20 protein-coding genes and 1 tRNA gene are annotated in these 23,281 nt (G+C 35.3%); 7 read left to right on the top strand and 14 right to left on the bottom strand.

Features of this window, described 5'->3' with window-relative positions:
* Positions 1-236 precede the first annotated feature (236 nt).
* Positions 237-322: transfer RNA gene (locus tag FYJ83_RS13005), tRNA-Leu, on the top strand.
* A gap of 64 nt (positions 323-386) precedes the next feature.
* Here FYJ83_RS13005 and FYJ83_RS13000 read toward each other — a convergent pair.
* From FYJ83_RS13000 to FYJ83_RS12990, 3 genes are all read right to left on the bottom strand, one after another.
* Complete coding sequence (locus tag FYJ83_RS13000; RefSeq protein WP_154441128.1) at positions 387-1,892, bottom strand: tyrosine-type recombinase/integrase; 1,506 nt, start codon at positions 1,890-1,892, stop codon at positions 387-389.
* A gap of 100 nt (positions 1,893-1,992) precedes the next feature.
* Positions 1,993-2,193 carry a helix-turn-helix domain-containing protein gene (locus FYJ83_RS12995; RefSeq protein ID WP_326828341.1) on the bottom strand — a complete coding sequence of 67 codons (201 nt, stop codon included), beginning with the start codon at positions 2,191-2,193 and terminating at the stop codon, positions 1,993-1,995.
* Positions 2,194-2,745: 552 nt separating this feature from the next.
* Positions 2,746-3,132 carry a hypothetical protein gene (locus tag FYJ83_RS12990; RefSeq protein ID WP_154441126.1) on the bottom strand — a complete coding sequence of 129 codons (387 nt, stop codon included), beginning with the start codon at positions 3,130-3,132 and terminating at the stop codon, positions 2,746-2,748.
* Between the two features lie 379 nt (positions 3,133-3,511).
* Between FYJ83_RS12990 and FYJ83_RS12985 the strand changes: the two genes are divergently transcribed.
* Positions 3,512-4,531 carry a class I SAM-dependent methyltransferase gene (locus FYJ83_RS12985; RefSeq protein ID WP_154441124.1) on the top strand — a complete coding sequence of 340 codons (1,020 nt, stop codon included), beginning with the start codon at positions 3,512-3,514 and terminating at the stop codon, positions 4,529-4,531.
* 297 nt (positions 4,532-4,828) lie between these two features.
* Positions 4,829-5,929: a helix-turn-helix transcriptional regulator gene (locus FYJ83_RS20460; protein WP_326828340.1), complete on the top strand. Its 1,101-nt coding sequence runs from the start codon at positions 4,829-4,831 to the stop codon at positions 5,927-5,929.
* A gap of 61 nt (positions 5,930-5,990) precedes the next feature.
* On the opposite strand, the gene FYJ83_RS12975 is transcribed toward FYJ83_RS20460, so the two are convergent.
* From FYJ83_RS12975 to FYJ83_RS12935, 9 genes are all read right to left on the bottom strand, one after another.
* Positions 5,991-6,230, bottom strand: a complete 240-nt coding sequence (locus FYJ83_RS12975) for a hypothetical protein (RefSeq protein ID WP_154441122.1) — start codon at positions 6,228-6,230, stop codon at positions 5,991-5,993.
* A 440-nt stretch (positions 6,231-6,670) separates the two neighbouring features.
* Complete coding sequence (locus FYJ83_RS12970) at positions 6,671-7,000, bottom strand: MerR family transcriptional regulator (protein ID WP_154441120.1); 330 nt, start codon at positions 6,998-7,000, stop codon at positions 6,671-6,673.
* 193 nt (positions 7,001-7,193) lie between these two features.
* Positions 7,194-10,166: a type III restriction-modification system endonuclease gene (locus FYJ83_RS12965; RefSeq protein ID WP_154441118.1), complete on the bottom strand. Its 2,973-nt coding sequence runs from the start codon at positions 10,164-10,166 to the stop codon at positions 7,194-7,196.
* A 15-nt stretch (positions 10,167-10,181) separates the two neighbouring features.
* Positions 10,182-11,876, bottom strand: coding sequence for a site-specific DNA-methyltransferase (locus FYJ83_RS12960; protein WP_229768584.1), 1,695 nt, complete (start codon positions 11,874-11,876; stop codon positions 10,182-10,184).
* A 206-nt stretch (positions 11,877-12,082) separates the two neighbouring features.
* Complete coding sequence (locus tag FYJ83_RS12955) at positions 12,083-12,913, bottom strand: hypothetical protein (protein ID WP_154441114.1); 831 nt, start codon at positions 12,911-12,913, stop codon at positions 12,083-12,085.
* A 1-nt stretch (position 12,914) separates the two neighbouring features.
* Entirely contained in the window at positions 12,915-13,442 is a 528-nt protein-coding gene (locus tag FYJ83_RS12950; protein ID WP_154441112.1) for a hypothetical protein, read from the bottom strand.
* A gap of 24 nt (positions 13,443-13,466) precedes the next feature.
* Entirely contained in the window at positions 13,467-14,186 is a 720-nt protein-coding gene (locus tag FYJ83_RS12945; protein WP_154441110.1) for a DUF4391 domain-containing protein, read from the bottom strand.
* A gap of 11 nt (positions 14,187-14,197) precedes the next feature.
* Positions 14,198-17,467: a helicase-related protein gene (locus FYJ83_RS12940; protein ID WP_154441108.1), complete on the bottom strand. Its 3,270-nt coding sequence runs from the start codon at positions 17,465-17,467 to the stop codon at positions 14,198-14,200.
* 35 nt (positions 17,468-17,502) lie between these two features.
* Positions 17,503-17,682, bottom strand: coding sequence for a helix-turn-helix domain-containing protein (locus tag FYJ83_RS12935; protein ID WP_326828339.1), 180 nt, complete (start codon positions 17,680-17,682; stop codon positions 17,503-17,505).
* A 260-nt stretch (positions 17,683-17,942) separates the two neighbouring features.
* Between FYJ83_RS12935 and FYJ83_RS12930 the strand changes: the two genes are divergently transcribed.
* The 4 genes from FYJ83_RS12930 to FYJ83_RS12915 all read left to right on the top strand — a co-directional run bounded on the left by FYJ83_RS12930 (position 17,943) and on the right by FYJ83_RS12915 (position 20,510).
* Positions 17,943-18,104, top strand: a complete 162-nt coding sequence (locus FYJ83_RS12930; RefSeq protein WP_154441104.1) for a ribbon-helix-helix domain-containing protein — start codon at positions 17,943-17,945, stop codon at positions 18,102-18,104.
* Positions 18,105-18,232: 128 nt separating this feature from the next.
* Positions 18,233-19,225: a hypothetical protein gene (locus tag FYJ83_RS12925; RefSeq protein WP_154441102.1), complete on the top strand. Its 993-nt coding sequence runs from the start codon at positions 18,233-18,235 to the stop codon at positions 19,223-19,225.
* Between the two features lie 152 nt (positions 19,226-19,377).
* Positions 19,378-20,037, top strand: coding sequence for a recombinase family protein (locus FYJ83_RS12920; RefSeq protein ID WP_154441100.1), 660 nt, complete (start codon positions 19,378-19,380; stop codon positions 20,035-20,037).
* Positions 20,034-20,510 (top strand): hypothetical protein, encoded by a 477-nt coding sequence (locus tag FYJ83_RS12915; protein WP_154441098.1) that lies wholly within the window; start codon positions 20,034-20,036, stop codon positions 20,508-20,510. Before FYJ83_RS12920 ends, FYJ83_RS12915 begins: the two co-directional genes overlap by 4 nt.
* A 79-nt stretch (positions 20,511-20,589) precedes the next feature.
* Here FYJ83_RS12915 and FYJ83_RS12910 read toward each other — a convergent pair whose 3' ends face one another.
* Both FYJ83_RS12910 and FYJ83_RS12905 read right to left on the bottom strand, forming a co-directional pair.
* Positions 20,590-21,594 carry a stalk domain-containing protein gene (locus tag FYJ83_RS12910; RefSeq protein ID WP_154441096.1) on the bottom strand — a complete coding sequence of 335 codons (1,005 nt, stop codon included), beginning with the start codon at positions 21,592-21,594 and terminating at the stop codon, positions 20,590-20,592.
* Between the two features lie 91 nt (positions 21,595-21,685).
* Positions 21,686-22,831 (bottom strand): S-layer homology domain-containing protein, encoded by a 1,146-nt coding sequence (locus FYJ83_RS12905; protein WP_154441094.1) that lies wholly within the window; start codon positions 22,829-22,831, stop codon positions 21,686-21,688.
* Positions 22,832-23,281 lie beyond the last annotated feature (450 nt).

Below are 23,281 nucleotides of genomic sequence, written 5' to 3'. Positions count from 1 at the left end.
TATTGATTATTTTAGTATTCTATGCTATTATATTTGAGTAATGTATTTGCCGGTGTGATGGAATTGGCAGACGTAGTGGACTCAAAATCTAATTCGTCGGTTATATTAACGAAACACCAAAAGCCCTATATACCAAGGGTTACAGCAACTTAGCAAACTGTAATATTCTCAATATCCCTCCTGCACATCCTTCTAAAATCTATTGAATGAGTAGGTACTGCGGATAAAAAATTTAGGCCGGTGTGTCGGAATTGGCAGACGACCTCGACTCAAAATCGAGTACTATAATGGTGTGTGGGTTCGAGTCCCACCACCGGCACCAATATCAAAAGGCTCCTTAGCTCGCAACTAAGGAGCTTTTTTATTGTCCAAAATTCTTAATCATTTTAGGATTCTAATTCTTCTTTTGTAGGTTCTAAAACGCTTACAATAGCATTAGCAGAAGAAACCTTGCTACTAGGGTCCAAATGTGTATAAATATTAGATGTTGTAGAAATATCGCTATGTCCTAGCCATTCTTGGATTTCTTTCAAACCCCTACCTTTTTTGTATAGTAAGCTGGCACAAGTATGTCTCAAATCGTGAAATCTGATTTTACGCAATCCATTATTTTTCAAGATTATTGAAAAATGCTGTGTTAAATACCCAGGCTTTAATCGTTCTCCCATTTTATTTACATTTATAAACTCTATATATTTTTCATTATAACTACTGCCGCATAGTCTTCTGTTCTCAGCTTGTTCCTTTTTCATATTAAAAAGCAAATCTTCGACTGGCTTAACCAAGTGAAGTATTCTCATACTAGATTTCGTTTTAGTCCCTTTTTTCTCTACAACAATATTACCTCTACCATCACCAATATTTGTTTCCGTTACAGTATAATGGATTGAAATTTTCTTTGCTTTGAAATCAATAGCATCCCACTTTAATCCAAGAACTTCACTACGACGTAGTCCATAGAAACCTGCTAAGATAATGGCTAATTCCATAGGGTCTCCTTTTGATACTTCAAACAGTTTAATTAGTTCTTCTTCTGTGTAATAAGAGCCATTGAACTTTTCTTGTTTAGGTCGTTCTATTTTGTCTGCTGGATTAGATTTAATTAAATCCAGTTGAAAAGCATGTTGCAGGGCTTTACGCACATTAGCATGGCGTCGTATAACTGTATTTGGCGATAATCCTGAATTTAACCCATGCTGATAATAGTCTTGGATATATTTAGGGTTCTCCTCCATTTCTTTAAGCGTATACGCTTTTTCTTTGAAATAAGGGATGATGCTCTTATTAATAACACTGTTATATGATGCAAAGGTTGTAGTCTCAATGCGTGATTTCATCATCTCCAACCAATCAAGCATAAAATCTGTAAATAATATGGAAACCTCATCCGTTGCTGGATTAATACTCTTGGCTGGGTTAGTATCAATCCAACCTAGTTCTAAAGCATAGTCAAGAGCTATAGTTATTATCTCGTGTAGTTGTAAAATAACTTTCTTAGTTGCATGATGCTCTGTTTTTACATAGTTATAGAACCTCTCTATAACAGTAGCACTTAACTCGCACACTTTAGTTGTCTTATCCTCGAAGTATGGGCGGATAAAAAATCTTATATTGTGGTTATATATTGATAGTGAATTATCATTAACCGACTTAGCCCTATCTTTTATAAACTGCTCTAACAATAAGTGAACCGGAATATCTTTGCCAGTTGAAATATCTTCTGGTACATAATTCTTTCTTGTTTCCAACAACATGGTCTCAGCACGTTTTTTATTTCCTTTCACAGGAAGTCCTGTACTTATTGATTTTGTCTTTCTTTTGCCATCACTACCCTTATAATTTATTATCATGTGATAATATCCATTTTTCTCTCTTAAATGTCCTGCTAACATAATTTTCTTCCTCCTTTAATATTAGCAGCCAACCATCTACTACTGACACTGGTATTATACCGCTACTGCTGGCTGTTTACAATTGTTGACGCATTAGACTTTAAGCTACATCTATATACTGCAAGATATGTAGCTTAGGAATTTTGTAAACTCTACCTATCTTGAAATGTTTAACCTCATTGTTTTTTAGAAGTCTATAGGCTGTTTTTGTACTAATTCCAAGCATCTCACTCATTTGCTCTGCATCTACTACCTCTGGGTATTCGTTAAATATATCTGTTTTAACATTTTCTACTTTCACTGTAATTCCTCCTAAATTATTACTTTTCTATGAAGGACGTTGAACAGGTCACGGGATAACATTATTGTATTTAATTTTTGCCCTCGTCTATACGAGCACTGTGACCTTATCAACAATCCCTACTACCTTTCTTCTTTACTCTTTTACTCCTACAGTATTTGCTCCCCATATTCATTCATGTCAAGGCCTAGTTATCTTCCTATCCATCCTAAATAAACAATATAAATTCACTTAACAAATATGGTATGATTTTATACAAACGGTTAGTTTTATCTTATTTCCTAAATCCCATACAAGACCTGCTACTTTACACACTATGGGATTCAATACTATCTTTCCTAGCATTAATATCTATTGTTTTCCAAACCCTTATTTGCCCCTAAATAGACTTTAGACTTTCACTAGGGTAATTGTACCTATTTGTAGATTAGAAAGCTTCTAGTGGCAATTTAGAGCGTCTAAGGACAAACTGTCTCTACATAGCTTGTAGGGCCAATTCAAAGTCATTTTGGTCGGTCTATTTTCAGATAAAACCATTAAATACTCGACTACCTACTTCTTTAATTTAAGGTACTGCTCAATATAAGCCTTGTACTCTTCTTCAGAACCACTATGATTATCGATTATTGTTTTCTTTAATAAAGATACAAGGGAGTAACAACTAATAGGATGTTCCTTGGCAATCTTCTCTACCAACTCTTCAACATTCGGCTCAAATAGGCTAAGCTGTAATGTAGGGAAGATACCAATAAGTTCATTAATAAGCTCATCAATAAAGGTATTTATAGATAAGCTAATATCTATCTCAGGGATAACTATCCTATTAAGTGATGAAAGCATGTAGTCTACCTCATTCCAAGTAAGTTTCCCATCATAATCGTGCACTCCAAAGCTAGTTCCATTTGTTAAATTTGATGAAATTGCTTTATTTATTTTCATTTATATAGTCTCCTTTGTTTTATAGTTATTAAATTTCGTATGGTATTTACCTTAAATATTAAAATCTATGGGGGTTTATACTTATTTATATATAGACTCTTAAAACTAGTTCTTGTCCTTGACACTTTCACACACCTCCTGGTTTTACTTTTACTAATAAGTTGTATTAGCTAATGCCTGATTGAATTTTATGTTTTTGAGAAATATTTTCCACTTTAAGTTTTGCTGTCGACTTGGATTTACAACTTATGTTTTATATAGTTCGATTTGTGCAACGCCTGATTTTGCAGAAACAAAAAAGAATAAAGTTTTTTATAGCCTTTCGGCCTAGAAGTAGGTATAATTTATTGGTAACCATCAGTTTTAAGGAGGGGATGAAATGCCTCGAACAAAGAAATTAACGCAAATTGAGAAGCGTGCATTAATAAAGCAACAGATAAAAATTGAACCATCTTTGTCTTCAAGAACAATTGGAAAACAGCTTGGCGTAAGTCATGTAACCGTAGAAAAAGTGCGAAAAGAACTGCTTGCAAGTGGACAATTAACCACTGTGGACACTTTACCTGAATACCTGTCTCATCCATACCTAAAAGAGCATCCTGAGATACTCGAAGGCCTTGATGCTAGAGGCTTACGAGCACTAAAGGCACCAGGAGTTTTAAATTTAATGCAAGAACGCGGTTCACTAAGCCCTCGTAGCTGTCAAGCTGCACTTAATAGGCAGCGAAAAGCAGATAGACGTAAAAACACCTCTGGTATGGTACCAGAGGTAGATATAAGACAGTGCGACCTGCTTACAAATGATTTAAGTTGGATAGCCGATGATAGCGTGGATTTAATTCTAACGGATTTACCCTATTCTGTGGATTATGTTGAACTTTATCGCGCACTAAGTAAATTAGCAGGACGTGTACTTAAAAAAGATGGTATAGCAAGCCTTGTATGCATGACAGGATACGGAGCACTTCCTGAAATTATGAGTGCTCTGCATACCGATAAAAGATTATGCTATAACTGGACGCTTACCACTATATTTCCAAGACGGTCATCTAATTTGGGTTGGATTGGTGTTAGTTCTTTTGCCAAGCCAGTTATACACATGACCTGTGGGACTAGATATAAGGGTGAGATTTACAGCGACCTAATAACAGCTAGTCCTGCCAATAAAACCCGTGAAATAGAGTGGGAACAACCACTTGATGTATTCGACGAACTCGCTAAGAGGTTTATTCAACATGGTGATAGTGTGGTACTTGACCCCTGTTGCGGAGCTGGTACAAGCCTACTAGCAAGTCTACACACTGGCTCCTGTGCTAAGGTTATTGGTATGGATATAAAGGACGAGTGCGTAAAAATAAGTAAGCGTAGGATTACTGAATATCTCGAATATAAGGATTAGTAGTAATTCTAACTTATATCACTTCCTATGTAATATTCCACATCTATTTTCCCTTATGGAATATATATCATATGCCTAGCCTATCTAATTATTATGAAGCAAGACTCCCTTATACGATACAGTACTCTCTCCTTCCCAACCTTATTATATCCTGCATTACTCCTTCCCCTATTTCTATATCAGAAGGGCCTCTTTCACTGTTTAATTACCTTAATAAATAAAATTGATTTCACTTAACAAATGCGGTATGATATTATAAATCTTATATTATTATCATTATTATGGAGGCGATAACTAGTGACACCTGAATCTGAGAACAAACGTGTAGATTTGAGTATTTATAGCAATTTATTATTATCCACGACTTCGAGGTTGGATAATCTTGCAAATAATTCTATTTATAAATCCATAACAGATTCGTCTAATAATATTGCGGATGCTGATTCCCAGTCACTTAATCGAATCCTAAACACGCGAGGAATATCGAAAGCTAAGTTTATTGTGTATGTTTCTACAGAAGATTTTAAAGTCTTAAAAAAATATGAACGATATAACAAAATAAAGCCTCTAAATAGCCAGAGCCTTACCATTGATGGTATGGTGCGTGTACAGCAATCCATTGTACTTATTGGCTACCATAAAATTTTAAAACGATTAAACATAACTATTTTGCAGCTAGTGGACATTGTAAGCGGATATACATCCCCGGCAGATGATATTTATGCCCTACTTAATGCTTGCGGAGTAGGATTATACCAAGACTACTTAAACAGCCCATTACCAGAGCATTTACCTAGTGTTTCTAGACCGACTTATACAAGCAAAGATGAACGCAACACACTAATAATATTAATGTATTTAAATGGATTGGGTCTAAGACAACTTGAAAACTCTGGCTTTGGTATCAAGAAGGCTGCTATACGTAGTATATTGATAAAGGCTGGTGTGTACAAAGGTGCAGAGGAAGGTAAGATACGCCACCAATCTGGGGAATGGCATGAGGGTAATTTTCCTAGATTTGATAGTACGGCGAATAAGTTTGATAAAATAGCAAGGTCAAAGCTCAACACCTGGAAAAGCCAGCGAAAGAAACTATTTGAGTTGCGAAGTAATGCATCTTTTACCCAGCAACAAATTGCTGATTTACTTGGATGTAGTAAGGCATACTACTGCAATGTGGAAAATGGGCGTGAAACTCCATCACAGGTATTCTTAAGCAAAGTAATTAAGCTATTTGGCTTAGAACCTGATTCTATAAATGAGATAGCAAAGGTAAATACCCTAAGACATAAACAAGCTATTGAAGCAGATGAAGAGAGAACAGATTATTATGACGGTTATGATGAACACTATTTTAAAAGCGCTAATGTAAATACTGGCTATCAAAGCCCACTATAAAATCATTTTGTATGAAAATGAAAAATAGGATACGACAGTATCCTATTTTTCACTTAAACAATTAAAGTAAACCCAGTAATTCATCTAAATCTGCGACGCTCGGTTGACTGTCAATTAGAGTATAGTTGTATAAATAACCATTTCTAACCTTAGAGTGTGTTTTGGTGATAATTGTACTATAGATGTTTCCATATTGAGACGTTACTTCAACCTCTGTATTAATAGGTAACTCCTTACCTTGGACAAATATCTTTGAATCACCTACTTTAATACTCTCAAACTTACCTTTAATAGTGGCCATCTTATTCACCTCCTTTGTTTTAAAATATACTTTGCTTTTTGACATGCCTGTTTTTGTTTGATAAAGTTTAAAATTAATATTTTAATTTTATATTTTCAGCATCGGCCTAGGGCATCCTTGAAATCAATTGATAAAAAGGAGTTTAGGCAACCTCACTAAAAATCGAATATAAAAATATCATCCTCTAGAAAATTTACAGGTTAATTAATAGAATATCTTTCCACCTTATCTAATTTTACCAGAGACTCTATAGTCATATTCTTTATACACCATTTAAAACTCTTTAAAAGCCTTTTATATCATCACTTAAGGATTTATATCTAAAAATATTTAAAACTTATCCTAGGGCATTTTAAAACGCCTAGGGTTATAGTCTCAACCTTAGTTATAGAGCCCATTTGCAGATGTTTTAGCATGTCATTTCCTCACAAATAAAACCTTTAAAAACTTATTGTATCCGCAGTTATTCTCTCACGCCCTTTGTCATCATACATCGCCAAAAACTTATGCAAATCACGGAGTGGAGGTATGTTAGTTGGGTCTGGTTTCATATCGTCACCAAGGAACTCTATATATGATACTGATGGTTCAGCCGGATAGCTGGATTGATTATCTATCAATCGCATTAGATCTGAAGTTTTAATCCGACGGTGATTCCCTGCACTTCGATAAGTTTTAAGCTTCCCTGAATTAGTCCACCTTCTAATACTCTCCGTGCTTACACCTGCAAGTTCACTTGCTTGGGCTACAGTCAAAAGTTTATCCTTCATAAATACACCTCTTTTCTATATTATATAAACTTAATCAAAGCTAATGTACAAACCTATACTTAACTTTGTTTAATATTGTATAACCTGAAAAGGCCTGAAGTAGAATCTAAGGTATTAATTTTGGTTAAAATAATAAATGTGGTACACCAAACTAATATTTGATGTACCACATTTATTTTATACAGTAATTTTCCTACACGACCACTTCTTGCTCTATAAATTCATCAAAACTATCTATGTCTTTAAAGGCTACATCGTTCCCTAGGGCTTCAAAGTGCTTTCTTCCACACTTAATCTTAGCACTTTCCGTTGGTCTTAAGGCGTCAAACATTATGTCTCCCTTGGTTTCTAGCACGAAGTAGAGTTTATCCTTACCGTCTATATCTATTAATACCACCCAGTCTGGATTATAGGTACCCAGTGGAGTAGCTATGGTAAACCAGTTAGGTAGCTTGGCGTATAACTTAATATTCTTATTGTTTTCAAAGCTAGTCGCAAAACTTTCCTCATTAGCACTGTCGTAAACTACATACTCATATACTGACTTCTTACTTTCTATCATATTCTTGGATAAGTAGCCTGTAAGCTCCTCTTTCTCAAAAATTTCTTGAGCATAATATTCATCATCACCTATCTTGGTATACTTAATACCGTCAACAATCATAAGCCTCATTTTAGCAGTTATAATCTGAACTACTTGCTCCATATATCTTTGAGGATTCTTCTTGAATAGATGTATAGTCTTGCTTCTTAAAAGTATTTCTACAATGGTTTGCCTCGTTAAGTTAGTTTCATTCTGTAAATAGGCAATTATATCTGGGATGTTTTCCTGTAAGTCATTTAAACCTACTGCATACCTATCTGATTCCTTAGCTACAACCCCACCAACACCTATGTCTAGACCAGCTTTTGTATATACAAGTTTGGCGGAACTTACGGATAGACTGTTCTGCATTTCCTTGCAACATTCATCAATCAACTTTTCACTGTCAAAGTCTACAGAATAGGTAGTCTTATACTTTATCCTATCCCATAGGTCTTTAAATTCAGGGTCTAAATATACTTGTTTATTTAGTTTAATGGTCTTTTTATCACTATTATTCTTGATATTAAGGCTACTACATACCTTTCTTGCAAGAGCTGTAATCTCAGCTCTTACGGTTTCATATTCTTTAGGTATATTCAGTTTGCCATCTTTTAAAGCAAGCTTCAACTTATCCTGTACCTTTCCTGCCTCATCAATATATCCATTATCTAGGAAGTCCTTGACTATAGTCTCAGAGGCTTCTTGTCCTAGATATTCTATACTTCCATCTATCTGTTTTGCTGGAATATTTGCGAATAAATGACTTTCAACAACCCCAAATCTTATACCACTTTCAGTTTCATATTCTTTCTGAAGAGCATCTGCAAAGTCTTCGTAACTCTCATTTGCCATAACTGTCAGGGTGTTAATAGAAAAACCGTGTTGACGTTCTCCATCTTGGTTTACAGAAAGTCGAAGGCCTCGTCCTATTTCCTGACGCTTCTTAACCTCACTTCTTGTTTCATTTAGTGTACATATCTGAAATACATTAGGGTTATCCCAACCTTCACGAAGTGCAGAGTGGGAGAAGATAAATCTAAGCTTAGTATCAAAAGATAATAAGCGTTCCTTATCCTTCATAATAAGATTATAGGCGTCCTCGTCGTCCAAAGTTGAACCACTGGTATCTTTTAGGATACCTTTCTTATCGGCTGAAAAATAGCCATTATGGACATCTTCAGCAGCAGTATCTAAATCAATATCCTTAAATAGGGTATTATACTTAGGCTGTCTTATAAGGTCAGAGTAATGTTTCTCAAAAAGCTGAGCATAAATACCCTTTTGGGTGGTTCCATCTTTATCATAATAGCGATAGTTAGCCACACGGTCTATAAAAAAGAGGCTTAGGACCTTAATACCTTGCTTATTAAGTATGAGTTCCTTATTTAAATGTTCCTCTATCGTCTTTCTTATCTGTTGCTCTTTTATGGCTAAGTCATCCACATCCCCTATGGCTTTACCTATACGCAAAATATCTGGCTTGCTTGTAAAAGCAACATACTCGTTTCCTTCTTCGCAATAAATCTCACTTATGATATAACCCTCGTAGACATCTCGACCCTTTGATTTATCATATAGGTCATCTCCACGTTTTAAAGTTACAGTACTTCGTTTAACTTCACCCTTATTATTCTTAACATCCATCTCTATCTTTGCTGTAATAGTCGACTTCTTGTTATCCACGGATAAAAGTTTCAAGTAGGCATTGTTATGATAGTCCCTAGTAGCAAATCCTGCTACCTCTATCTGTTTCACCAACTCCAAATTATAACTATCTACTGCGTCTAGCTTATATACCAAGTTGTGCTTCTCCACATGGGTAGCAGAGTAGCGTAGAGTACATAGGGGGTTAAGAGACTTGATAGCTTCCTTGGACTTAGGTGTTGTATCTACTGATTGAGGCTCATCTATAATAACAAAGGGTCTAGTTTCCTGTATAAGTTCAATAGGTTTCATACCGTTTAACCTATCATTTGTCCTATGGATAATATTTGCCTTGTTTTCCTTAGTAGGGTCTGTAAAACTCTTCCTAAAGGCATCTATATTGATAACCATAATCTCTATATTATCGCTTACTGCAAAGCTTCTAACCTGTTCTAGCTTACTACTATCATAAATAAAGAAGTTATAAATTGTATTATCAAATAAATCCTGAAAATGTTCCTTAGTAATCTGTAAGGACTTGTAAACCCCTTCTTTAATAGCAATACTTGGAACAACAATAATAAACTTAGAGAAGCCATATTTTTCATGGAGTTCTAGTATTGTCCTAAGGTAAACATAAGTCTTACCTGTGCCCGTCTCCATCTCCACATCAAAATCAAAGTTACCAGCCTTTAACCTTTTAGTTTGCGGTAAACCATTCCTAAGTTGGATCTCCTGAAGGTTTTCTAATATCTCATCTTCATCAAGCTCAAGCCTATTACCAATACCGTTGGCACTATCATAAATACCTATCTGTCCCTTGTATGCTGATACAGTAAAATTAGTCTGCATAGGTGTTTGTCCCCTGAATAAATCAACAATAGAGGCTATGGCTTGGTGTTGGTATTCTAAATCTTTATCAAATTGCAGTTTCATTTAAACCATACCTCCTTACAAAGTTATAAATTCTTCAATCCCACCAGATTTGAGTATTTCTTTGATATTGGTCTTGTTGCTGTCTGTCTTAAACCCATTATCCTTAAATACAACTCTGGTGCTCTCAGGTGCTAATTCCTTTACCTTTTCTAAAATTCCTTTAGCAACTTCTGTTGTAATCTCGTTATCAAGACAAATCATAAGCATACCAAAGCCAATAGAATAGACTTTCTTCTGAGCAATTGTAAACTCATCAACTGGATAGTCTAGGTCAAGTCCGTATTTAATCATTATCTCGTAGACAACATCCAGCGCTGTCCTGCCGTCTACATAGTTATCTACATAGTCCAATATAGATTGCTCTAAATTATCATAGTCTGGTTGCCATTTACGAATATTGGAAGTGTCAAGTTTCAATACTTTAAATCCAATATCAAGATTCTGTGCTTCTAGTACTTTTTCTTCTTTAATCTTTTCACCTGCACGGCGAATACGCTCTTTGCCTATCTCGCATATATTCATATAACCAGCCTTGTACGCTTCAGACTTTTCATCTGTCGACTCAGGAAGCTGAACCATAATAAACTTTCGGTTTCCACCATCTTTGACATTAAGTTTCATTACGGCATGGGCGGTGGTTGCAGAGCCAGAGAAGAAGTCTAGGATTAAATCATTGCCAAATGAAGCTAACTCAAGTAAATTCTCAATAATTCCTACTGGCTTAGGAAAGTCAAACACCTTATTGCTGTCAAATATATCTCTGATTGCCCTAGTCGCCTTTTTATTCCCCTCTACATTTATCCACAGATTCCCGGGTTGTTTTGTTCTGTTTTCTAAATAAAATTTTTGATAGACTTGCCAAACCTTTACACCATCTTTTTCTATCTGTTTCCATTCAATCAAGTTGTTCTCAACAAGCTCATCGTATTTACTTTTGCCACAAATCCATCTGCTTTCGTATCCTGTTGGTCCAAGAGGAAATACTTCCGTTCCATCAGGAGCAATAATAGGAAAGTACATGGTTGGTCTATCCTCTCGACGGTCTTCGCCCCCTGTTCTCCTTAATGGACGAGTAAGATATTTACCATCTTTATCTTCCAAATTATAGATTTTTGCATCATCTTCAGTAAAGCTCAATCCCCGAATTGTTACCGATTCTCTTAACTTTGCATAAACAAGAATATAGTCTATTTCATTTACAAAACCATCAAAACCACCGCCAGTTGGCGTTCCAGTGGCTCTTGTAATACAGGTCAAAAAGTTATCTACTCCAAATACTTCACCACAAATCTTTTTCAGATTGTCAATTTCATTATCATCAATACTAATAAAAATAACCCCATCATCTGTAAGCAAATTCCTTGCTAGCCTCAATCTAGGGTACATCATATTAAGCCAGTCAGTATGATAGCGTCCACTTGCTTCTGTATTCGTACTTATTCTATTACCCTCGCTATCCACTTGCCCTGTGACTTTCTTGTAGTTTTCAAGACTATCGCGGAAGTCATCAGGATATACAAAGTCATTTCCTGTGTTATATGGAGGATCTATATATATCATTTTAACCTTACTATGGTAGCTCTTTTGTAAAAGCTTTAATACTTCAAGGTTATCACCTTCTATATAAAGGTTCTGGGTGTTATCCCAGTCCTTGCTTTCCTCTTTGGAGGGTCTTAGTGTACCTAGTGAAGGTGTTTGAGATAAACGCAAGGCTCGTCCTTTGCCGTTCCATGTGAAGTTGTAGCGTTCGTTGCTATCTTCTACATAATCACCTAATACTTGTTGTAGCTTTTCAAAGTCTACCTTATCCTCTGTAAAGACTTCTGGGAATATCTGTTTCAATTTTTGAATATTTTCTTCTGCTATATCAGGGGTATTGCCCTTAAGAGTTGTCTCTATCATTAAAATTCCTCCTTTTAACTTATTGTAATTATAGAATTTGCAATCCTTCGTTCTCTTCCATCTGCTGTAGTATAAAATCTCTGTTCAATTCCATAGAGTAAAAGCTTAAGTTCGTGCTCAGAACTGATACAAAAAGCGCCATCCTCTGCAATTAAATCTGAACAATATTCTTTTATACTATTAAATACAGCAACTTTCTGTTCATTATCATATCTATTCATTGTATCAATAGCCATCGCTATCCTTTTTCTATTAGCTTGTTTCACATTTTCTGCCGAATAATCATTCTGCAAACTAATAAAGTCATTCCCTAAAAATATAGTGGTTTCTTCTTGTGTAGCTTCACGGTACAAAACACTAATGCCATCAAAAATTCTAGATATAGAAGACAATTTTTTGAAATACATTATATCAACATCCTTAATATATATAGCATCAGGTATTAAATTTATTGTAATATCTCGGCTATTAGATTCGAATGAATATCTATCTCCTAGACTAATACATCTTCTGTATTTCAATTGGCTCCTTGTTATACTCTGGAAATAATACACATTGTTATCCTGATATGTAAAAATAAAATCTAGATTATCTGCCTCTTCACGTGTTAACAGTGCATTATATTCAGCTGATATAAATTCTCCTCTCAATAAATCTAGGCAATATTCTTTTTGTGAAAAATGTTCTATCCCAAACCAACTGTCTTCATCTAAGTTATGAATAGGACTATATTCTACAAAATGCATTAAATTATCGGGTAGTGTATATAAAGTTTCTCCTGTTAATATTTTACGATATTTGAAATCAGTTCCTCGCTTCCTTATCTTCCCTATTGTATGATTCATCTTAATATTCCCCCTCATCAATAAATGTAGTGTTATTAATACGCCTTAATTTAGGGAATACAGTGCCCCTAGTTGTATTAATTTCTCTCTTACTTATAATGAATAGCTTAATATTATTTGCAGTAGTAATATAATAAAATTTATATCTAAACAATAAAAATAAAGGGTTGTAATACAAAGTCTGAGAAAAAAATGTAAATACAAAAACAATTAAGTAAACAAATATCATTGTTTCTGCCGAGTTAACACTGAGTGCAACAAAGAAATATCCTAGATAACTCGGTAGAAATGAACTGTTGGCTTCTTCAACACTTAACAAATCATGATTTATATCATCTTTACTCAGCCATCTTTTCATCCAAATACTAATTAGAGTTAGTAACAGTGGAAATAAAAGAAATCCTATATGTGAAACCCAAATTGGGAATATTCCCAAGAATGGTATATAACATTTCTCTTTTATCAAATAAACAACAATCATCGTAGAAGTTGCATTGAATGTTAATAAAATTTTATATAAGAAACTCATCTTTACCTCCCTCCAATTGTTTGGCTAATTATTATTAGTCAATTTATCTAAATATAGCTCCAATCTCTTTATCTCAATATTCAGTTCCATCTTACGATTAAACTGGGTTTCCTTTTTCAACTTAGCTCGTAAGCTTGTAATCTCTTGTTCTATATTTTCTATCTTAGCTGAAAGTTCTCTTGCCTCTACACCAGTTATATCATCTTTCAGTGGCATAATAGTTGATAGGTTATAAATACTGATATAATCAACAATATCACTATAAAGTGCATAGAAGTTTGTAAATCTCATTTGCTTTATATCAAGCTTTGCAAATAAATCATTATCACTTTCCAGCCAATCAGTAGCGATAAACTCCTCAATGGTATTCTTACTGCTATCGCTTTGGTTAGTCCTTTGGTGAGCCACATAAAAAAGTATTTTATCCTCCAACTTAAAAATCAGTAACATAGGGTAGGGTATAGTCCCCATCATAATCTCAGCTATTCTTTTAAGTTTGTAGTCCTTATTTAAAACTATTTCTACAACTTCAATCTCAGGATAATCTCGCTCTTCATCCCTATAGACTGCTATATTTATAGTTTCTGACTTCAAGCAGTAAAGCCAGGTTATCTTACCTATGGTATCTGTAAACAAGGATTTGTCACTTGTAGACAGGTCAGCATTTTCATAAAACAACTTTTTATAAATAGTATTGCCGATAAAACAATTGTCAGGAATGTTTAAAAACTTATAAGTATCCATAGTCTCACCCCTTAACTTTTTAAGACTAAAAAAGTAATCAGTTCGAAGTCTTCGATGCCATCAAACAGGCTCTTTTGCATTGAAGTACCGCCTTTAGAGAATAAACTGGCTATCCCTATATCTTGCTTTTTACCTATTAAGTTTTCAATGGAGTTTTCCAGCAAATCAGAGTAATGCTCCATCTTACGACCATCATTGGTCTCTTTATTAAATTCCTCTACTAACTCTTTTAATACTTCATTTTTACCAGAGCATAGTTTCTTATAGTAATCCAGTATCTTCTTAGCATGAAGGAAGGATAGCTGTACCTCTCCATCGTCTGTAATATAGACCATATAGTAAGGGAATAGTGGGTTCTGCTCCTTGCTTTGCTCCTTACCCTTAACCTGCCTTAAGGTAAAGATTACTCCTGGCTTCACTATATCGCTGATGCTCTCATCTATTTTAGCAACGGCATACATACCACTTGGTGCTTCATCTAAGGTTTTTCTTTTGGTTTTCATATATTCCATTAGTTCTATTTTAAAGTCATTAAAGGTAAGGTCTGTAATTGATATAGCACCTGATATATCCTCTAAGTCTACAACTTCATTCTGTAACTTTTTAAGCTGCTTTTTACGGTATTCTAGGTCCTTCATTTCTTTACTAGGATTTGTCTCAATTACATTTTCCTCACCTGTTGCTGATACATCTAGTAAAACCATTCTGCCCTTGACACGCTGTTGTAGGTTTATATACTCGTCCAAATCAGCAGTAGGCCAGAAATTTACTAATTTGATTTGTTGGTTTAAAGAGCCTATACGGTCAATACGACCAAACCTTTGGATAATCCTAACTGGGTTCCAGTGTATATCGTAGTTTACAAGATAATCGCAGTCCTGTAGGTTCTGGCCTTCAGATATACAGTCAGTTGCAATAAGAATATCAATATATTCATTAATCTCTGAGTATACCTTGGAACATTCTTTTGAAATAGGTGAAAATAAAGTTAGGACTGTGTTTATATCAGTCATCTTAACTGACTTTCTTAAATCCTTTGGTATTGACAAAGTAGAGTGATTATCTCCACTACCTGTTACAATAGCAGAGTAGATACCCTTATTTGCAAATTCCTCGGATAAATGCTTGTACAAGTACTTGGCCGTATCTGCAAATGCTGTAAATATTATTACCTTTCTATTATTAGGGTTTATAGGGTTCTTAATCTTGTTTTCTATTAACCGCCTAAGCTCTATTAGTTTGGCGTCTCTATCAGGTGTTACATTTATGGCTTCTAAAAGTATGGTTTCAAGCTTGTCCTTATCATCTAAAAGGTCTTGTTGCCACTTTATAAGGTCCATATCTTGCAGTAGGACCTTGACATTATTACCAAACATCAGACTGTCATATTCTGGGTCATCTATATCAATATCTCCAATATCCATCTCAGCATCATAATCAAATTGTCTTTTTTCTATTGCCTCAAGAGTTTTATCTATCTTATAGAGGATATTTTCAACGGTTAAGGCAAAAGAATTAATAGAACTTTCCATCCTCTTTAAGATACCTATACGCATTAACCCAACTAGACTTTGTTCCCTGTCGGCTTGCCTGAAAATACTGTTGTTTACCCCTACCTTCATATCATATTTACTCTCATAAGAGGCTCTTTTTTCAGGTAATACATAACTCAAAGGTGAATAAACACATAGGGTAAGTTTTTTTATAAGTCTGTTGATTTCCTCTATTGGTGGAAACTCTCCTTTGGTATCAATAATAGGGTATCTATTTTCAGGAGCAAGTCTTTTTGGAAACTTACCTATCTCGTCTAAGTTATAATACTTCTCTATATGCTTTCTTGAACGGGCAATTGTTACAGTATCCAGTAGTTTAAAGTAATCTAAATCCATCATATTAACAAAGGTTTCCGTTGTTCTATCTAGGTCGGGCAGTTCAGACCACCTGTTAAATACAGTCTGGGCTTTCCTAAGGATAATCTCTAGATTATCTAGACCAACGCTTTTAAAGGCATCATTCCTCCCCTCCGTTATGAAAGCGATCTGGTTCTTTATATCATTCATCTTATTGTTTACTGGAGTTGCTGATAGCATTAGAACCTTGGTCTTAACTCCTGCCTTTATAATGTCATTCATAAACCGTTCATAGCGGGTAATACGCCCTTTTACCGGGGGATTGTTTCTGAAGTTATGGCTTTCATCTATTACAACTAGGTCATAGTTTGACCAATTAAGAGTTGCAAGGTTAATTTCTCCTGAGTATCCACTCGTCCTACTAAGGTCAGTATGATTTAGGACATCATAATTAAACCTGTCTCCTGAGAAGATGTTACGTTTATCGTTCATGGTGTATACAGTCCAGTTTTCACGAAGTTTCTTAGGTACTATAACGAGGACCCTATCATTCCGGAGTTCATAATATTTAATAACTGCAAGTGCAGTAAATGTTTTGCCTAGCCCAACACTATCTGCTATGATGCAACCATTATACTTTTCTATCTTATCTATGGCTCCCATAACGCCGTCCTTCTGGAATTTATAAAGTTTATTCCAGACTAAGGTCTCTTTAAAACCAGTACGACTCTTAACAATGTTATCTTCCGTTAGCTCATCAAGGTAGTTGTTAAATATATTGTAAAGAGTAACAAAGTAGATAAACTCGGGAGTGTTTTCTCTATAAAGGATACGCATTTGCTCTAGAACCTTGTGTTTAACATCTTGAACTGCAGTATCATCTTCCCACAGGTCATTAAAGGCATTTAAAAAACTTATGGTATAGTCCTTACCATATAGACACATATTGCTATCTAGTCTATTAGAAGGCGTAATACCTAGACCATCAGAAGTAAAGTCCACGGTTCCATTTATAGAAACATTGTCTTCGGGGTTTTCTATGTAAACCAGTCTTGGCTGGGCTGGGTTTGCCCGTCTTAAAGACTTTATTTCTGCTTTCTTTTCCAACCATTCTGCACATTCTTTGGCTATGGCCGCCTGCTTCATCTCATTTCTTAGCTTTATCTCAAATTCATTACCAGACATCTTTTTTTCAAGGTTACGCTCTATATAATATTCTCTAATAAGTTCTTGGTCCTTATGTACAAAGGTGGGCTCGGTAAAAATGAACCTCATATTATCTATCTTACTGAGTTCCTTTTTTAATTCTGCATAAGCATAGATAGTAAAGTACGCCGATATAACCGATAGCTTTGAACCTTTATTAAGTTCCTCTTTCAATTCATCTACAACCCTATATTTCTTATTATCCAATACCTTAGGTGGCTTCATATTATCAACCCTCCAACCCTATTTATCGTATACCATTATTCATCAGCTTTCTTCCTTATTCTTCTATCTACAGGTTTTTCAGCATCTTTGGGTATGACCCACACATCACTTAGTTTAAATGCTCCTTCAATCCTGCCTTCTTCGCAAAGAACTTGTACTCTTCGTCTTGATATATTCCATTTTTCAGCTACTTCCTTTGCTGATAAATAATTCACTAATTTCACCTCCAAATTTTAGAAGTCTATGACCTAATAATATTCTATTGTGCGAACAATAGCAAGAGTTTTTATATGCTCACAAATTAGATGTTTTCTTTACTCTATAGGATAAAAAAGCTAAGGCCACAAATAAAACTTAAAAATATGTTGACATTTTCACGCTTAGCGCGGTATAACATCATCAAGTGGGGTCACTAAGCAGGGAACCCTTATAGAAGAGGGGGTGCTGACAAATTGGAAGGAGTAGTAATGGTAGATTGAAAACTAATGAAAAAACTGTATCCATTAAGGTACGACTGCCAGAAAGTACAATAACCCAACTAAGGAAATTATCTAAAGAGCAAGAAGTACCTACGGCAAACATTATTAGGCAAGGAATAGACCTGTACTTAAAAGGACAGGCTAAAGAAAGCAAATAATAAAGGAAGCAACCCTTACTCTTGGCGGAGAGGTTGCTCCCTACAAACCAATCACTTGAGGCGACTGGCTCACTATGATTATATCATATACTAGTCTAGCTTCAAGAACATTTGAAAGGAGAAAATATATGAAATCAATAGTAACAACAGCAGCAGAACTTATTGATAAAAACTTAGATTACAAGAACTTAAAATCTAATCACGATAAAGAGGAAGCACTTATAAGGGCTTACAAAAGAGCAGAGCAGGACTTAATGGCTTATATAGGTAAACAGATTAAGTCCGTTACTACAATACCTGAATTAGTTGATTGCTTCTACCACTCATGCTATGGCTTTGGTGCATTAGGTAGAAGGGCTGACTTATTAGAGGAAAAACTTATCGGTCTTCAAAAGACACCTGCAAGTGCTTTAGATAGGGCTATAACCAAGTATGTAGACCCTTTTGTTAATTACCTAGGCTTTGACCCTCTACCACTTCCTAAAGTTGGAGATGGTTTATTGCATGACTGGTATCAACCTGACCAGACAGATTGGCGAGCACTGGCATCTATGCCATTATTGGATTATCTACTACAGGGAGAATATGAAGGTCTTAGAATAGGCGATATACTTTCTGACTTGATATACGGGACTTGTATGTCGCCTATGCTGGAACTTAATTGGCGTAAGAGGTCCTTGGTAGGCTATTATGATACAGGCTATATTTATAAACTTGATATTTCTAATAAAACCTTTATACAGTTATTTAGTTCTTCACTTAATAAATTGCTGGAAAATAACAAATCTATAGATGCTTTGCAAGTTAAAGAGCATATGCACCGTATGCTACTTAAGGGTTGGACTGACAACCATCTACACGACCCCTTAACACTTTACGCTGATATTGAAAAACTTATAGATAAGCATAAGGCTAATGTTACAATAACTGCTGAATTTGTCGGTAAATTGATGACCTTTGATATTTTCGCTGTCCGTAAGTCTTATGATAGTAACTTTGTAGGATACGAATTAGATTATAAAGGCTTAGATGCCCTAGCAGATATGCTAAAGAATTTAGGCTTGGATAATCTACAAGGAGCTAGCAACTATATATCTATGGTTGAGAATATAGTTAATTAGTTGCTAGGCAGTCTATAAATGTATACCTTTATGGACTGCCTTATTTAGACTAATAATAGGTCTATAAATATATACACTGGGCTTTATGGACTAGTCCATAGATAGTGTAGGCATTTATAGACCTTTAAATATATTAGGAAGGGGGAATTACTATGGCTATCTATGGTTACCATAGGACCAGTACCACAGACCAGCATCTTGACAGGGGTATTAAGTCTATTACCGACTATTGCTCTACTAGTGGCATTAAACTGACTGAAATGTTTACAGACCAACAGACTGGGAAGAACTTCAATAGGCCAGACTATCTAGCTTTGAAACGAATAGCCAAAAATAAGGACGATATAATAATAATTTCGGAAGTAGACAGACTTGGCCGTAATAAATATGAGACTTTGAAGGAACTACAACACTATAAGAGTCTTGGTGTAAGACTAATGATACTAGAAATACCTACTACCTTAGTTGATTATTCTACTATGGATAACTCTTTGGCCACCATGTTAATGGAAACTATAAATAATATGCTTATTGAGATGTATGCTACCATAGCACATGCTGAGATGGTCAAAAGAGAAAAAAGGCAAGCTGAGGGTATACAGGCCATGAAAGACCGAGGTGAATGGAGTAAATATGGTAGACCTGTTGCTATAGATTATGATAAGTTCAAAAAGGAATATAGTAAGGTTGAAGCAGGTCTAACAAAGCCATTTGAACTAATGGAACAACTAGGTATGGCAAAGTCTACCTACTATAAATATGCTAAACAAGTAAAGAACGAGCCATATACCAAGGGGGTCTCTACCATATGATGTCTATGTGTCCTATATGTTTTGAGTTATATAGCGACTTATGGTCTAAGCCTTGCTGTAACTGTGAGTCTAAGACCATTAGTCTCAGTGTGGAACTTATAGGAGTTGTTCAAATGTTTCTTAATAGGGGCTTTATAGTCGTCGGTGCTAGTTCTACGACACATGAGAACCAAGAAGGTATAGGCAAAAATACTCATATTCGCATTGACTTTGGGGCTAAATACCCAGAGGCCATATTTTACGAACTTCCACCCGACTGGCTCATTAGCGGGTATCACCTAGTGAAAAATAATCAAGTATTAGAATCCGAGTTATCCATGCTTGGTTGTGTATGTAGGCATCCACCAAGTGAATCAGATAATCTGAGCATAGAGTTTGATAAACTACTTACTATAAGTAACCTCGAAGTTTGGCTTAAAAGTAAGGACCCTGAAGCCTGTAAGGCTATATTAATACTGGCTGGATACCTATAACAAAAGACCCTTGGGACGGATAAAAATGTCCAAGGGTCTTTTATATTATATAGGTATTACTTACATATAATTGCTTGTACTACTCTGCTGTATATCCTATGCTTGTGTCTATTCCTACTGTTTTAGTTGCATTGTCCCAAGTTACGCCTATGTCAAAGGCTTGGGCTATGTCTCTTAGTTTGAAGAAGTTATTCCCATTAATTGTATAGGCTTTTAAGTTGATTGCTTCCCCGTCTTTATAGATTACAGAAGTTGATTGGGTTGCATTTTTAGCTTTATTATCGCCTTTTGCTAGTTCGCCTCCTGCTGGTGTATAGGGTGCGTTGGATTTTAGGTTGATTGCGTTCTTTACTCCATCCCATTCTACTTCAAAGTTCTTTTCTGTTCCATTTACTACTTGGGCTAAATCTCTTAGTTTAAAGTAGTTATTGCCGTCTATTGTGTATGCCTCAAATGTTGTAGGTTGGTTGTTGACTAAAACTGTTGAGGTTGTTGGGGTTGCGTTTGGTTTTGGCTGTGCTGGTGTTGGTGTTGTTGGTGCTGTATCTTCTACTACAAAGTATATAGATATAGCTGCGTCAGAGCTTGCGTCACTCCCGTTAGAGAAGTATACATGATAGACACCGGGTTTTTCCAAGGTAATTGTTCCCTCATAGGCTGTTCTATCTTGTAACTCGTAGTTATAGTCCCACGCACCCTTAGTGTACTCATTCATGGCATAATTAGGTCTCTTGTCCTTAGTTTCCGCATATACTGAATACCATAACACACCATAATAATCGTCGTATGCTGCCTTTTTAACTGTTATTGTCGCTGGTGCTCCCACAACATAGGCTTCATAGTACCCATCGTGTACTAGGTCTGCGTCTTCAAGCCCAAGCTCAAGTTCAAGCAATTCGTGCATTTTCCCAATTACCCCACCATATTCGGCGTCGCCGCTATAACGCACTTCTTTCTTAACATTTGTTATCTCTACTTGTCCATTAAAAGTTGTTACTGTGCTCGTCGGTGCTGCAAATGATGTTGTTGCCATTGATAACATTAAGACTAATACTAAGACTACTGCTAATATTCTCTTGTTCATTCTAAATCTCTCCTTTGTTGTTTAGTTTTTATTTTAATCGGGATAAGGGTTTTACCCCGACTGTTTATAGGGTTGTGTACATAATAACCTATTAATAGTGCTCGACTACTAATGGATACCTAGTAACGTACCCGTAGCCATCTCGTTCAAATCTCTCTCGAGTAATTACCCTACCCCATCTAACTTTACCACCATTATTACCTTCGGCAATTACTATTTTATTATCTGTTTTATCTATTACTATAACAACGTGGTTATTATATCCTACTATATCACCCACTCTAATTCCATCAAAGTTTTTGTTGATAACACGTTCGGGTAAGTCTCCAAAGATAGATTCACTAACCATAGTCGCAAAGGCATCGCAGGCATGAACGGTACGTACTATAGGTGACCTAAAAACATTATATATATACGTATACTCTTTTTCTAAACCCCAAGGTGTTCCAGTTGGATACATTTTTTCTATTTTTTTAAGTTGCTCCTTTACTTTTACTTCGTCTATACTATTATGCCCCTCTAAAAGTAAGACATCCACTTCTCTGAATACGCTTATTAAAAGAACGATAACATCTTCAACAAGGTACGTCCCTTTAGGTTCAAAAATGCCTACGTTACATATTACAGGTGTCATGGAAACCTTTGCAAACACAGTTTGTGCCCAACTAGACGCTCCGAGTTTTTTAGCTTCTTCAAGATAATACTCATAAGCTTCTTTGTATTCGTATTCCAGTTCATCAACTGGTTGGAAATAATAACCCACCTTTTCCATAAAACGATATAATGTTGCAACAACTTGCTCCTGTGTGAGTACGTCATTAGGTCTAAATATCCCTCCACCTATGCCCGTTACGATACCCAAACCTGCTGCTTTCTCAAAGTCTACATCATTAGTGTCTGTAAATTTCTTTCTCTCACTTATTTCTTTACCTTTAATTAGTTCGTAAAATCTTACTATAAGTGTAGAGAGTTCACCCCTAGTAATAGACTCTTTATATCTTGCTTGAATTTCCTTTGGGATTAAGTTATGCTTCAATGCCTGCTCTACATAACCTATATAGTAGCTATATACATCCTCTGGAACTTCTACCTCTATCCCAACCAATTTATTAGAAAACTGAATACCTACATTAGGTATTTTTTCTACTTTCTCGTATTTTATCGATGCTGCTGATGAGGTGATTGGTACTGATAAAATTGTTACTAATGCTAATAATAAACTTAATATTCTTTTCATTTTTATTGTAATACCCCCTTTAAACTTTTATCTATTGCTTACTATCTTGGTATGCCACTGGCACATAATACCAATTATTATATCATGTACAAATGTTAATAGCCATATCACTTTAGATAGATACTGGGAATAACTATTACAGGCAGGCTATTAAATAAAAATATACCCTACGGGCAAATAAAAATCTCGTAGGGTATATCCTTAATGGCTTCAACTTTATTTACTACCTTATACTATATCTGAACCTTTAAAGAATACTTGTATTCGGCATAGTGCTCACCTGTTACATAGTCTATTACACACTTCTTAGGTATCATATAGGTATTGTCAACGACAATCTAATTCTACATAAAAAAGTCATTTAAAAAGTGCAGAGAATTTATTTATTTAAAAGAGTATTTGTGATTTCTTTTCTAGAAGACATATACTCTTTTCTATCTTTTAATCTGT

Origin of the sequence: Tissierella pigra (genome assembly GCF_009695605.1) — a bacterium.
Taxonomy (GTDB): Bacteria; Bacillota; Clostridia; order Tissierellales; family Tissierellaceae; genus Tissierella; species Tissierella pigra.
The sequence above is the reverse complement of the archived record's forward strand: the minus strand, read 5'-3'. Positions and strand labels throughout refer to the sequence as shown.